The organism is Pannonibacter sp. CBAS1226, assembly GCF_055685825.1.
The window spans coordinates 85937-100249 of the sequence record NZ_JBVOUO010000002.1; the positions used below are offsets into that span (position 1 = coordinate 85937).

The 14313-nt window shown below is 53.5% G+C and carries 10 protein-coding genes; 1 reads left to right on the plus strand and 9 read right to left on the minus strand.

The genetic code is table 11. The features are described 5' to 3' along the window. The first annotated feature begins 68 nt into the window (after positions 1–68). Complete coding sequence (locus tag AC0CMF_RS07455) at positions 69–947, plus strand: LysR substrate-binding domain-containing protein (RefSeq protein ID WP_472481375.1); 879 nt, start codon at positions 69–71, stop codon at positions 945–947. 100 nt (positions 948–1047) lie between these two features. Here the strand turns inward: AC0CMF_RS07455 and AC0CMF_RS07460 are convergent, their stop codons facing one another. The 9 genes from AC0CMF_RS07460 to AC0CMF_RS07500 all read right to left on the minus strand — a co-directional run bounded on the left by AC0CMF_RS07460 (position 1048) and on the right by AC0CMF_RS07500 (position 13447). Beyond that, positions 1048–2481, minus strand: coding sequence for a mannose-1-phosphate guanylyltransferase/mannose-6-phosphate isomerase (locus tag AC0CMF_RS07460; RefSeq protein ID WP_472481377.1), 1434 nt, complete (start codon positions 2479–2481; stop codon positions 1048–1050). Between the two features lie 97 nt (positions 2482–2578). Next, positions 2579–3760, minus strand: coding sequence for a glycosyltransferase (locus tag AC0CMF_RS07465; RefSeq protein WP_472481379.1), 1182 nt, complete (start codon positions 3758–3760; stop codon positions 2579–2581). Continuing rightward, on the minus strand, positions 3706–4260 hold the full coding sequence (locus tag AC0CMF_RS07470) for a glycosyltransferase (protein ID WP_472481585.1): 555 nt from the start codon (positions 4258–4260) through the stop codon (positions 3706–3708). Before AC0CMF_RS07470 ends, AC0CMF_RS07465 begins: the two co-directional genes overlap by 55 nt. Then, the gene (locus AC0CMF_RS07475) at positions 4145–4816 is read right to left on the minus strand and encodes a glycosyltransferase (RefSeq protein WP_472481381.1); all 672 of its coding nucleotides are present in this window, start codon (positions 4814–4816) and stop codon (positions 4145–4147) included. Before AC0CMF_RS07475 ends, AC0CMF_RS07470 begins: the two co-directional genes overlap by 116 nt. 41 nt (positions 4817–4857) lie before the next feature. Then, a complete protein-coding gene (locus AC0CMF_RS07480) occupies positions 4858–6012 on the minus strand; it encodes a glycosyltransferase family 4 protein (RefSeq protein WP_472481383.1) in 1155 nt (384 codons plus the stop codon). Between the two features lies 1 nt (position 6013). Further along, positions 6014–7495: an oligosaccharide flippase family protein gene (locus AC0CMF_RS07485; RefSeq protein WP_472481385.1), complete on the minus strand. Its 1482-nt coding sequence runs from the start codon at positions 7493–7495 to the stop codon at positions 6014–6016. 568 nt (positions 7496–8063) lie between these two features. After that, positions 8064–9311: a VpsF family polysaccharide biosynthesis protein gene (locus tag AC0CMF_RS07490; protein WP_472481387.1), complete on the minus strand. Its 1248-nt coding sequence runs from the start codon at positions 9309–9311 to the stop codon at positions 8064–8066. 173 nt (positions 9312–9484) lie between these two features. Next, the gene (locus tag AC0CMF_RS07495; RefSeq protein WP_472481389.1) at positions 9485–10828 is read right to left on the minus strand and encodes a phage major capsid protein; all 1344 of its coding nucleotides are present in this window, start codon (positions 10826–10828) and stop codon (positions 9485–9487) included. Between the two features lie 579 nt (positions 10829–11407). Next, positions 11408–13447: an SEL1-like repeat protein gene (locus AC0CMF_RS07500; protein ID WP_472481391.1), complete on the minus strand. Its 2040-nt coding sequence runs from the start codon at positions 13445–13447 to the stop codon at positions 11408–11410. Positions 13448–14313 lie beyond the last annotated feature (866 nt).

Here is a 14313-nt window from a genome sequence, read left to right on the forward strand (position 1 = left end):
TGTAGCCGAGGTGACATGCCCCAAAAAATTGAATATTTTTCGGGGTAATGTAACCGGAAGGAACAAAGATGCGCCGTCTCCCTCCGCTGACAGCCCTGCCGGCCTTTGAGGCGGCGGCGCGGCTCGGCTCCGTCACGGCTGCCGCAGGGGAGCTTGGGCGCACCCACAGCGCCATAAGCAAGCAGATCGCCCATTTGTCGGAAGACCTTGGCGGCAGCCTGTTCGAGAAGGCCGGCACGGGGCTGAAGCTGACACCGCGCGGCGAACGGCTGCGGGTGGCGGTCACGGCCGTTCTGGACCAGCTGGACGGGGTGTCGCGCGGCCTCCGGGGCGAGGTGGACGGGAACCACATCACCCTGCTGCTCAGCGCCACCCTGGCCACCCGCTGGCTGACCCCCAGATTGCCGCGCCTCTACCGGACCCATCCGGAGATCGAGATCCGCCTGCTGATGGCCGGGCCCAGCCGGGTGCCCGACCACGAATTTGATCTGATGCTGAGCTATGACCGCCTTCGCACGCCCGCTGTGGAGCCCGGTGTCACGCCGATCGGGGACACCTCCTACGGGCCGGTCTGTTCACCGGACTATCCCTTCGGCGTGCAGGACGGCATATGGACCGCACCGGTGAGCCTGACGCATATGGAGGCGGCCGGAAGCTGGCAGGAATGGGCGCGCCGCGCCGGCGTCACGTTCCAGGCGGGGCAGGATCTGGAGCACCCACATCATATGCTGGCCATTGAGGGCGCGGCCGCCGGGCTGGGTGTGGCCCTTTCGGAGCGGCGGCTGGTCGAGCGGGATCTGGCCACGGGACGGCTTGCCGCCCCCTTGGGATTTGTGCCGGTTCCCGGCGGGTTTCACGCCAAGATCACGGCCAAGGCCGCCCCCCGCAAAGCCGTGCGCCATCTGCTCGGCTGGCTGTCAGCCGAGCTGGAACGGGATTTCCCGTAATACCTGCGCTCGATGAGCTTGACTCATCGAGCGTTGGTCAAGCCCGTGCGGCGCTTGAGCATTTTCAGGGCGTGATGCGCCGGCACCGGCAGCTCTGGTCTCAGCCCTTGGCGCCTTGTCCGCGGGAATAGATGTCGTCGTAGCGGATGATATCGTCTTCGCCGAGATAGGCCCCTGTCTGCACCTCGATCAGCACCATCGGCACCTTGCCGGGGTTTTCCAGCCGGTGGGTGGCGCCGAGGGGGATATAGACGGACTGGTTCTCGGTGAGCAGCTGCACATCCTCATTCACCGTCACCCGCGCGGTGCCCGACACCACGATCCAGTGTTCGGAGCGGTGCAGGTGGCTCTGCAGCGACAGGGCAGCGCCCGGATGCACGACGATGCGCTTGACCTGGAACCGGCCGGCCAGCGCCAGCGTCTCGAACCAGCCCCACGGCCGGTGATCGCGCGGGAAGGTTTCGGCCTGGCGGGCGCTTTTCTTCTTCAGCGCCTCGACGGCAAGCTTCACATCCTGGGCGCGGGACTTGTCGGCCACCAGCACCGCGTCATTCATCGCCACGGCGATGATATCCTTGAGGCCGATGCCGACGAGCTGCAGCCCGTCGCTGTCGGAGCGCAGCAGCGTGCCGTCGCAGTCGATGGCCGTGGCCTCGCCGCCGAGGCTGTTGCCGCGGCCGTCCGGCCCCATTTCCTTGGCCACCATGTCCCAGCCGCCAAGGTCCGACCAGCCGGCGCCAAAGGGCACGGCCGTGAGGTTGGTGGCGCGCTCCATCACCGCATAGTCGATGGAGATGGACGGCGCCCGGCCAAAGGCCGCCGGATCAAGCCGCAGGAAGCCGAGATCGGACTTGGCATCGTCAACCGCGCGGGTGACGGGCTCCATCAGTTCCGGCGCCAGCGCCTGGAAGGCATCCAGAATGGTGGAGACCTTGAACAGGAAGATGCCGGCATTCCACAGATAGGACCCGGCGGCGAGCATCGCCTCGGCCTTCTCCCGGTCCGGCTTCTCGACAAAGCGCTTCAGCGCCACCGGCTCGCCTTCGGCGGCAGCGGCGGAAAGCTCCAGCCAGCCATAGCCGGTCTCGGCATGGGTGGGGCGGATGCCGAAGGTGACGATCTGCCCGGCCTCTGCGGCCGGCACGCCGGCAGCCACGGCCGCGCGGAAGGCGGCCGGGTTGGGCACCACATGGTCGGAAGGGGCAACCAGCATCAGCCCGTCCGGGTCGGATTTTGCGATGTAGAGCGCTGCGGCCAGCACGGCCGGGGCCGTGTTGCGCGCCTCCGGCTCGATCAGGACCGCGCCGGGATCAATGCCCGCGGCGGCCAGCTGTTCGGTGACGATGAAGCGGTAATCCGACCCGGTGATGACGACAGGCGCGGCAAAACCCTCCGCCGAAAGCCGCCTGGCCGAGCCCTGGAACAGGCTTTCCCCGCCGATCAGCGGCGCAAACTGCTTCGGATAGCTCTTGCGTGACAAGGGCCAGAGCCGGGTGCCCGAACCGCCGACGAGGAGAAGGGGAGTGATAGTCATTCTGTCTCCATTTCAGAATTTTACAATATTTTTCAATTGTTAACTTGCTTGATTTATTGATAATTCCATGTGATTCCGATATTATTGCACATTTAACTTATTTACTAACTTCAATCGCTTGCCAATATCTTTCCAATGCCCTTTCAAGGCTGTATCTGCTCGCTCCAACTCGCGATTTTTCCATCCAAATATTTCGCATGGAAGGTGATGTAATGATATTGATTGCTTCTGCCATCTCGTCAGGAGCATCTGTTGGAACCAATATCCCATACTTAGCTTGGTGAACCTCTTTTACACCTGCGTATGGAACGTCATCGAGAATTTCTGCTGGCCCAGAATGACAATCTGTAGAAATAACAGGTCGTCCTAATACCATAGCTTCCACGAGGCCGTTTGGAAATCCCTCTCCATTTGATGGAAGAACATATGCGTCGGCTTTTACAATAATGGGAAAGGGATTATCAACAAAACCGACGAGAGTTACTCGTGTTTCGATTTCAAGTTCCTTTATCAAATTCATCAAGTTCTCATGCTCTGGGCCTGTTCCGAGTATAACTAATCCACCTTGGTACGATGATTTAGCGAAGGCTCGAATAAGAAGAGAAAAGTTTTTTGATTTCACAAGACGCCCCATTCCAACTATGAAAGGAACAGGTATGGCAAGAGGTGATGCTTTAGAGGATTGTTCAATTATAGATTTGCCATTTACTGGATTACTTATAATAAGGCATTTCTCGGGATATACACCGAAGTTATCTTGTAAGTCCTGGCGTATATCAGCGGAAACACTAATAACACAATCCGCATAAGGATAAATTAGCCGAACAAGAGTGCGGTAAATTCGTCCAAAAAATATCGATTTATGGTGACCACTTGTATGCGCTCGTTCACTAATTACCGCTCGATGTCGGATGATTTTCTTTGTGAGAACATTGCAAAAATTTGATCTAGTAAGAAAACTCAACACAACATCTGGTTTAATTTTATGAAGAATATTCAGGACATGAAAGAACGATCTGAAAAGAGATTTTCTTCCATTAAGTCTATGAACTTTTATAAATGGTGGGGGCGTGTATATTTCTTTTTCTTTATCGATTAAAACGAGATGCATTTCATATGCATCCTTTTTTTCCTCAGAATGCGCGATAATAGTACTAATGACTCGCTCGGCGCCTCCTCCGGCAAGTGAGTTTATCATGAATACGATTCGTTTGCGTTGACAGGTCACTGATTGGGTAACTCCAACAGGTCCATGTATATAGTCGCTGTTTTCAGACATACTTGCTCCCAATCGAGGAATTTATTCTTCTCTATACGATATTTCTCAGGTTCTGATATTGCATTCAGCATGCCGCTAGCAATAGCTAGATGATCATTAGGATCGACGTATATCTGTGGTGGAAGTTCCATATCGTGATTTTCAGGAATTGCGCTTAATAGCACCGGCTTATCGTAGCTAATTGCTTCCAACGTCGCATTGGAGCTGCCTTCGTGTAATGACACATTCACAAAAAGCTCAGCACCGCGCAAAAGATCTGGAACCTGACTTCTGGGGATGCGTCCCAGAAATTTGGTCTTCTCATTTGCCATTTGTTTCAAGTCGTTGGCATACTTTTCGTCATCAAGTCCACCGGCGATATATAAATCGTACTCTGGCCTAATCTCAGAAAAAGCACAAAAAGCCTTGATTAAAGAGCCAACATTTTTCTGATGGGTGACGCGGCCAACCATCAGAATGTAAGGCCTTGACTGAGTAGGAGTGATGACGGGGGGGGGTATATGCGTAATCCAATGCATTGGGGATCATGTGAACGTTCTCAGATATTCCTTTGCTTGCCAGACGCGACGAAAGTGAGGGTGCCACTGAGATCACCGCGTCCGCATAGCGGAGTTGCCACTCGCTGAAAAGAAATCCTAATCTTCCAATTATTCCCCATTTAGGCAAAATGTAGTCCGCAGACCCATAGCGAACTACAACGGTCCTGCCTAGCATCTTATACACAAGCAAAAAAATAGCCGCACCGAGTCCTTGAAGGTGAACGATATCTGGCTTGAGACGTATTGTCTCTCCAATTGCGGCAACATAATAAGCCAACTTATCGGTTTTCAGGACACGAAATGTTGGGGCAGCCTTCAATGTTACGCCTTTGTAACAAGGAGATTTGATATTCTGCTTAAGTCCCATTAGGGTTACGTCGAAACCGCGCTGAACAAGCCTTGGAAAGAGAGCCTCTGCGTTTTTTTCAGCTCCACCTTCGGCATCGGGGATACCGCGGGCGCCGATTACAAGAATACGAGGTTTGGCATCCCCTGAGATTTTTCGGCTAGTTTTCATTGTTTAACTCCAAATGAAAAAAAACTTAGTGATAGGAAGGCTCAGCTTCTTGGTGGGCCATATGTTTGTAGGGCGACAGAAGACCAAGTTTGGTCGGCCGCATGAAGACGTGCATTCCGAGCTAATGTTGCGAGTTGGTCTCGGTTCATGAAAAGATTAGCAATTTGATCTGAAATTTCCCTTGCGTTATTTGGTTCACACAAAAATCCTGTATGCCCGTCAATAACAGCATCTGGCACCCCGCCTACTCTTGTAGCAAGCGATGGCACACCTAAGGCCGCGGCTTCTAAGTATACAAGGCCGAAGCCTTCTACGCCGCCATTCGAGTCAATCAAACCTGGTAGGCAAAATAGGTCGGCTGTTGACATTATAGAAAGCAACTCAACATCGTCGATCGACCCCATAATCCGTATGTCTATGGGTAATTTCGATACTAGATGCCTGAGCTCGGATTCGTAGTTAGTGTCGTTCTTAGGACCAATAATAAGCCATGTAAGGTTATTAGATACACTTGTAGGAAGATTCTTCAATGCCTCGGCTATGACGTGAAGTCCTTTTCGCGGAACAATACGTCCAACTGAGACGATTACAAAGCGATCCTCTCCAATATCATGCCGAGATCGTGCTGCTTGCTTATCGACTTTGTAGTCAAGCCATTTGCGGCTTACACCTAAACCTATTGGACGAGCCTGACCTTCCGGAAGACCAAAGGCGGTGCAAAGAGAATTTGCCGTATAATTCGAGTTCGCAATGTACTCCGCCCATCCATTCCAGAATTTAAGTATTTGTAGTAGCCAAGATCTCCGCCTTTGCTGCATAAAAGCGACTTCTGACCCATGAAAAGTCAATAAACATCTAGATTCTTTGCGATACCTTGATAGTGCTAAAGGAATATAAAAGGGCCAGTCTGCAGCATGTACAATGTCGAATGATCGATTTTTCGCTAATTTGTGTACGAACGCAATTTTATTAGCTAGATGCTTCATCGAGTGCTGTTGTCCTGAGAAGCGAATGGTTTCAAATGGGTAGGTTTGATCTAAGGATGTCTGATCCTCGTAGTAGTCTGCGGCAGCAACAGTTACTTTATACCCGATCTCTGCTGCCGCTTGCGCGAGATTGACTGCATATGCACCTATACCGCCGCGCCGAGGAGGAAATTCGCTTGTTAAAAGAAGCAAAGTAGAATGTTGCATCATGTTATTCTCCGGTTTTTTCGATAGATGATTTGCTTTTTCTCACTGCAGAATTGCGTTTACGACGAAGAATGTGGCGCATATTCCTCGCGATTTCTGGAAGTAAAAATAGTATTAGGATAAAATATATAATTGCGCCCATGACTATTTTTCCCAATAGATAAAATGATGTATGCGTTTCTGGTAAAATCCATACAGATATAAACATCAACAATGTAGCTATGGTGACACGGAACAGCTCACGAGTTGGCAAGAAAAAGCCAAATTTCAGTCCGGAGAGTGCTATAGATAATATTAAGGATATAACGGCAGCAGCTAAAGATCCTGCCGCGACGCCGGCCAAGCCCCACATTTGGACGCCAATAAATGAAAGAGTAATTCCTACAACTAAGTCTATTAGAGAAATAACGGTAGAGAAGCGTGTTTTATTGTGCAGTAGGAAAATTTGATTTGTTGAGTGACTCCGAAAATCCCGGATAACGCCAGCGATAGCCGCTATTGGCAGGATTAAGAGAGCACTTTCGCGAAAGTCAGGGGGGAGGATTATATTGACAAGGGATTGGTTGATGGCAATGAGACCGAACACGGCGGGCATTACACATGCTGCAAGCATGATCGTGTTTTGCTGAAGCTGTTTGTGAGCCGCGCGACTTCCTTCGGCTTCATATTTGTTCACTACAAGAGGATATGCACCAGCTGTCACCAACATGGATGCAATGTTTGAGGTGCGCACACCCAAGCCGTAAATCACTGCGAACATTCCCGCTGCAGCTAAATCAATTGTCTGATCGACAATGAAGCGTGGAGCATGAACTGCAACAGCAGTTAGCAATGCTGAAGCCATTACCGGGATGCCGAAACTAAGCGCGTTATTAATAAGGTCGCGATTTAACATAGGTTTCACGCGAAAAACATCGCTAAAGGATACTGAAACTACCAGACTCATTGTTTGAGAAAGCGTAAAACCAAAGAGTACTGAAGCTGCAGAAGCATCAAAGAGATAAACAAACAAAACGCTTAATGCTAGGCCTGCCGCAGGTACCAGGGCACGTTGAATAGTATATATAAAAATACGAGCATCCGCTCGAGCGCGCTCCGCAAGATAAATGTTAATCGATCTGGTTGCGATGAATGCAAGTGTAGATAACAGAAAAGTATATGAAATTAAATCGGAAAAATACCATATTAATATGGGTGTCATGAAGACAATTTGCGCCAATAGTAAAATAAAAATTACAATAGATTCACTTGATAGAAATGAAGTAATGCTATCTTCCTTACGAAATCGAACTATATTCCGCAACGCAAAATGTGACCACCAAGCAAAGAAGAGAGATGAGCTAATTTCTTGAAATGATATTATTAAAGATGCTGCACCGAGCTCCGTGGGGGGGAGCAAAAATGCCCAGATCAATAAAGTAACAGCCTGAACTAGTGGGGAAATCAACTGTGCAGGCATGTAGAGAATTGTGTGTCGGATCAGCATGATTTTTTTGAGGTACTCTGTCGTGAATGAGTTACTATTTAAATTTACAAAGTATAAATAAACCCCCTTTCCAGAAATATTTTTTTGTTCCGTAGCGTGCCTCGTCTTTCATGATATTTGGAGTTTCGCTAAGTTTTTTCTAGATATTAGTATCGTGCGTAGCGAGACTGGCAAAATACATACAAAAAATCTAAAGGCACGGTTCATTCTGCTGGCATATGCCTAGACAAGAATAAGATATTAACAAATACAGAGTTGTCAATCCTGTCTATGCCGTGCTTGTATAGAGGTGGTGTTCACCAGGAGGAGAGGTCGACGTTGCCCCTTTGCCTAACCCGCCAATCTGAAGTTTATTCTGGCTCTGTTTGGTAATCTTGCCTGTTAAATTAAAACGTATTACTCTTGACTGTGTTTCTAGCTACTTATTTTGCGGAGCCTTTGCCGATTGATGTTTTAATTTCCGCTTATTTCGATATGAATAAGATATGTGCTTCAAAAAAGTTTGAATCTTTCATCAATTTTTCTGCGTGGATTATGAACGGAAACCTTCAGTTCTGGATGCCCCAATTTATCGGGGGGGGCTTGATTTACGAGGCGGTTGCGTTGCGCTGGTTTCAGTCCCTAATAGTGATGCTGTAATAATTATAAAAATGCTTGTAGAAAGCGTCTTTGATGAAATTGATACGGATGTGAAAGTTGTAAGAACATAATAATATAAGGCGTAGAGAGAAGATAGATCTTTTTCTTTTCGGTATGTAATCATTAGTCTGAACAAAGAAAATATTAATAAAGCTGCAGATGGTACGCCAAAATTAGCAGCAAGTGCTATCCAGGATAGCTCGATTCCATGGACGGAGTTCAGAGAAATTTGTCTCGATATCCTTTCCTCAATCGGGACGCCGATCGCAATTTCAACTTCACTCATCGACATGAGGAATTCTATGGCTGCAAGTCGTGTTGCATCGCTTTTGCTACTGTTTTGTGCTCGATCCAGCACGGTATCGGTGACTGAGCTCATCATTAGAAGTGGAATCGATAGAAATAATGTAATTATCAAGTAGGTTACGTGGTAAAAAATTCGATGACTATACCCATTTATCTTGACTGATATCATCGCGTGCACGCCATAGGCTATGGATACAAGAATTATAAAAAACAATCCAGCGCGCCCCCCAACTAATAACATTGCGCAAAAAGAAATACCGCATAATACAAATATTTTTGGCGTTAGGCCTATTCTTATCAGCTTGGTGAATAGTATGAAAACATACAGGCCGGTCAATAAAGAGTTGACCAGCGGGTGCCCCAGAAGGGCGGTCGGCCTGTCATCAAACGTTATGACTTCAGATCCTGCAGTATATGGAAGTATTCGTTCATTAGTTATTGATTCAAATATTATTATCATTGAATTTATTAGAAAGAACGTGTGGATGTAAGCTGATAAATTCTTAAGGTGGTTATCGCTTATATATAGCATTAATACGACAAGCATCGCCGGAGTGATGAAGGTGACAATGAGTGCTGATTGTTCACCGCCCCCGCCTCCAGGGCCACGGCTTAGGATGACTGCAAAAGCGATTAAGGTGGCAAAAACTACTAACGATGCTCGAGTGAAAGCTCGCACCGTGAGATGTGGCTTCAAAATATCTTTAGAGCTGAGCGCATAAATTAAAGCAAAAAAGATAAGATAAGTGGATGGATGAATTTTCTCTAAAGCTCCACCTGTCGGGTCCATATACTTTACTCCTAAATAGTAAAGCAAATTAGGAGATAGTAGCAGCATCGATATGGTAGTGGATATGAGGGTAAATTGCATTTTGTATTCCAAAATACTTATTTAAGAAATCACGCTGACGCGATGCTTGGATGATAATCTATTTAGCGAAACTATGCGTTCCTGACAATGCCTGACTGGACGGTGAGTGCAGATACAGAATGCCTCTCTCGAGAGGCCCCGCGATGATGATCTATCACCGCGGGGAGGAGTTGTCAGCTTGCCGCAAACTTCAGCAGGCGGAGGGCGTTGAAGTCGGAGATGCCGCCGCCGACGCGCTTGGTGGCGTAGAACAGGATGTATGGCTTGGCGGAATAGGGATCACGCAGGATCTGCACGCCCTGGCGGTCCACGATCAGATAGGCCCGGCGAAAGTCGCCGAAGGCAATGGAACTGCTGCCGGCGCTGATTACGGGCATCTCGTCGCATTCGGTGATGGGGAAGCCCATCAGAGACATGCGGAACCCGTCCGCAATGCTGGTCTGGAACAGGTAGCTGCCATCCCCGGTCTTCAGCCGCCGCACGGCGCTCAGGGTCATGCGGTTCATCAGGAAGCCGCCGTTCTTGCGGTAGCGGGCGGGCAGGGCGTGGACCAACTCGATCAGACTATCGGCCCCGTTCTTCGCATCGAAGCCTCCGGCGGTCCCGGTCAGGCTGGTGCCGACGCTGCCGAAGGCAGGCGTGCTGCTCACCTGCTGCGGATAGGAGAGAATGCCGCGCGGGCTGGCGCTGCCGTTGCCGGAGATGAAGGCCTCCGTCTCCTGTGCGCTGAAGGCATCGGCCAGTTCCTGCACCAGCCAGCTTTCCACATCGATGATGGCATCATCCAGCAACTGCTTGGTCGTCACGGGCATGGCATAAAGCTCCATGGCCGGGAAGGAGAGTTCCGCAATCTGCGGTGTGCTGGTGGCCGGGCGCTCCGCCGTTTCCGCCACCCAGCCGGTGCCCGGCCCGGAGATGGAAAAGGGGCGCTTGTAGACTGCGCTGGAAATGGTCATCACCGAGGCAATCGACCGGATGGGGGACTCGGCCTTCAGCGACGTGTGCAACTGTTCGTCCATTTCCGGATGCACGATGAAGCCGCCATCGGCTTCCGACCCCACCGAAAGCCCTTTGATTTCCAAGCTGTCGAAGCCGTCCGTCTTGCCCTTGCGGATATAGGTGTCAAAGGCTGACTTCTGCTCGTTCGGCCCCTGAGGCAGATCCTGCCCCAGATGGGGGCGCTGTGCCCGCAACAGGTTGCGGGTCATCTCGTCAAGGCGGTTCTCGATCCGCATGAGCTTTTGCTCCGTCAGCGGGTCCGCCCCCTTCTGCGTGGTGATCTCGCGCAGGCGCTCGTCATTCACCGCCTTGAAATCCTCAAACACGCGCAGGTGTTCCTCGAACTGCTGCTCCAGCGCAGCGGTTACAGCCGTTTCCTGGTGCTGCCGCGGCTCGATGCCATAGGCCTTGTATTCAAGCCCGGCACGGGGCGCCAGAAAGCTGCCCTCCTTGAAGTTTGCACCGTAAAGATCTGCCGATTGCATGCTGTCCATGCTGCTTTCAATCCGGTCTTCCATGTCTGCGCCTTCCTCTTCTGTGTTCCTTGTGATGGAGGCGCCGCCCGCCCTGAAGAAGCCCCGCGCCGCATCCGGTTGCCTTGCTGCCGATGATCGAAACTCATCGGGTCGAGGTCTTGGCCGCTGGCGTCCCGCCATTGCCTGGCAGGGCGCCGCTGCTTGCAACCACTCAGCAACAACAGGAAGATATTCCTACAGGTCCGGAGAGTGAGGATAAGTTTTCAAGGATTATTTTTTTTGTTCCTGAATTCAGCGGGTTACTGGATGCCCAATTGGAAAGGCCGTTGATAAGTGCTGGCATGCGCCTTTTTGTTGAAGGTCACTTGCCTCAGTCTCACGTGCCCTTGCCTCATTTGCGCCCGTCCCGGGGCTCTGCATCGGGGACGCATCAGGCCCCACAAGGCTCAGGCGCTGTGCGCGGGAACACAAGACCCCGGTGAGACGGGCTCACCGGGGTCTTGTCTCATATCAAGGCTCCGCCCCCAGCGCTGAGGTGCCGAAGCATCACGCCTTGAACTTGCTGAAGCGGTACACGGGTTGAACTGCTCCCGATGCGGTGAGGCGCATCGGGAGTTGGTATCAGGCGCCGGCGGCGAGGCGGACGGCAATGAGCCGGGCGGCGTCTCCGGTCAGCGGCCCCTGGCGGCAGCGCTCGCCGGAAGGGCCAGCATCACACAGCGCGCTGATGGCGCGGATGGTGTCCCGGGTGAGCAGGCCGTTGAGCGGCCCCTTGTACAGCCCGCGTGCCTGCATCTCGTCCTGCACGAGATAGACAAAGGCATTGGCATTGGACCAGCGCAAGGTGATGAGCAGGTTGAGGCGCGTCTGCTGCGGGGCCTGCCTGAAAGCCTCGGCCAGCGCCGTAAAATCGGCGCGGGAACTGGCCGCAACGCCGCGGATCATCAGTTCCTCGCGCGCCACAAAATTCGGCCCCAAGAGGGCGGCATGGGCGGCCAGTGCGGCCCGCGCCTTGGCCGGATTCGGCTTCAGCAGTTTGCCGGTTCCGCTGCGGTGGAGGCTGACGAGCCGCCGCGCCGCATCCGCGTTGCCGGAAGCTGCCGCTTTTTCCAGCCTGGCCAGCGCACCGGCAGGATTGGCCCTGGTGCCCTTGCCGCGCAGCATCCACTCGGCGGCCAGCACGGCGGCGGCCGGAATGTTCCGCGCCTCCGCTTCCTTCAGATAGGCCGCGGCCTTTGCCTGGCTCGACTGGCGGCCGAATTGGCCGTCCATATGCCCCCGGGCAAGATCAAGCAGCGCGGTGCTGTTGCCTTCCGCTGCTGCGCGCTCCAGGTGGGAGAGGGCCTTGCCCGGGTTCTGCCCGGCCAACTGGCCGGTCCGGTAGGCATTGCCAAGGCGCAGCAGGGCTGTGGCATTGCCCTGTGCTGCGGCCTCTTCAAGCAGCCGGATCCCTTCACCTCGGTCTGCCGCAACGAGTTCGCCGCGCAGCAGCACATCCGCGAGGGCCAGCATCGCGGAGGCATTTCCGGCCTCGGCCTGCTCCCGCAACAGGCTGATGCCCTTCTCCGTGTCCTGCGGCTCGCCCTGGCCCCAAAGCGCGGCCTCGGCCAGCCGGAGTGCTGCGTTTGATGCACCGGCCGACTGGGCCGCCTCGAAGGCGGCCAGCGCCTTCGCCGCATCGGCCGGCACGCCGATGCCGTCGCGGTAGATTTCCCCAAGGCGGAGAGAGCTGGCGGCGTTTCCGGCTTCGGCGGCCTGGGTCAGGTATTCCACGGCCCTGGCGCCATCCACCGGAATGGGGCCGCCGCGCGAATAAAGATCGCCCAGGGTGTGAAGCGCCCAGCGGTCGCCGGTCTCCGCCACTTCGCTCAGCAGGGCAAGGCCCTCTTCCGGATTGGCTTCAACGCCCTCGCCGTTGATGAGAGCTAGAGCATAAGCACGCTTGCCACCGGTATTGCCGTTGTCTGCGGCGGACTTGAAAAAGGCGGCTGCCCTGGCCCGATCCTTGTCCACGCCAATGCCGTCCCGGTAAATTTCCCCCAGACGGAGAGAACTGGCGGCATTTCCGGCTTCTGCGGCACGGGTCAGATAGTCAACGGCCCTGGCCCCATCCACCGGAATGGGGCCGCCGCGCGAATAAAGGTCACCCAGATTGTGAAGCGCCCCGCGGTCACCAGTCTCTGCGACTTCTGTCAGCAGGGCAAGGCCCTCTTCCGGATTGGCTTCAACGCCTTCGCCACTGATGAGGGCACGGGCATAGGCGCGCCTGCCGGCGGCATTGCCGTTGTCTGCTGCCGATTTGAAGAAGGCGGCTGCCTTTGACTGATCCTTGTCAACGTCAATGCCGTCCCGGTAGATTTCCCCCAGGCGCACCTTACTCCAGTCGTTCCCGGCTTCGGCGGCACGGGTCAGGTAGTCAATGGCCCTGGCGCCATCCACCGGCACCAGGCCGCCACGCGAATAGAGATCACCAAGGGCGTGGAGGGCATCCTTGTCGTCCGCCGAGGCCGCGTCTTCCAGGTGCTGCAATGCGGTCTGCGACGCGGCTTCGTCCGTGCCCTGCCGCACGATCTCGCGCAGGTCCTGTATGCTCGGCGTCTCCGGCGTGGTCTGTGCGTAACTGTCAGAGGCTCCCGGCAGGACTATTGCTGACGAGAGCAAAAGACATGCGGCGGCCGTCCTGCCGAAACGGGGCAGAGCGGCACGGCGCCAAAAAGAACTGGTCTTTCCACTATTTAGGTCAAGATTTAGATCAAGGTTCAAGTATGGTATTGGCATGGCAAATTGCCTCCGGAATGCAGGTGAAAATCAAGTATGAGAATGATCGTGATCATTAAAATTTTAAACAGGCATGTCAACCTTTGTCATTTGATTTGATGGCTGTTTATGTATTTCTATGCGTTTCCTGAATATAGTGAATGCGCTTTATTTGTCGGGATTTTTTACCGCGTCAATGTTCGTGCCGGGTGATAAATAAAACAGCAAGTCTTACGATTTGTTGCCGGGGCGGGCAGGTGATACCAGCTCCCGATAAGCTTGACGCATCGGGATCCGGTACAGCCTGAGCGGCATCCGCGTATTCTCACGGCGTCATGCGGCAGCATTGCGGCGCCTTGATATTGAACGGCGTCACACCCGTCCTGACCGGATGCCACGGGCACATGACCCTGTAGGCCAGGAGCGGATTTCCAGAAGACGGGGCATCGTCAGACGGGGCACTGTCCGCTGGCTGCGGCCTCCGCCGCCCGGAGGGCGTTGAAACCGGTCACGCGAATACGGGCGAGCAATGTGCCTGCCGCAGCCTGATGTCTGCGGGGCTGTTTTCCCGAGGAAAAACATGCACTTGCCGGAAATGAGATCGGCCGGTGGGCTGGTCTGTGTGTTGACCGGTGGGCTGGCCTGTGAGCTGGTCTATGTGTTGCCCGGTGGGCTGGATGGATCTGTTGAAGCGGTGCTTGCAGTCTGCCGCCGCATGGGGCAAAGCTGCCATGTTTGCGGTGGCGGGCTGCCGCCGGTGCAGGCTTCGT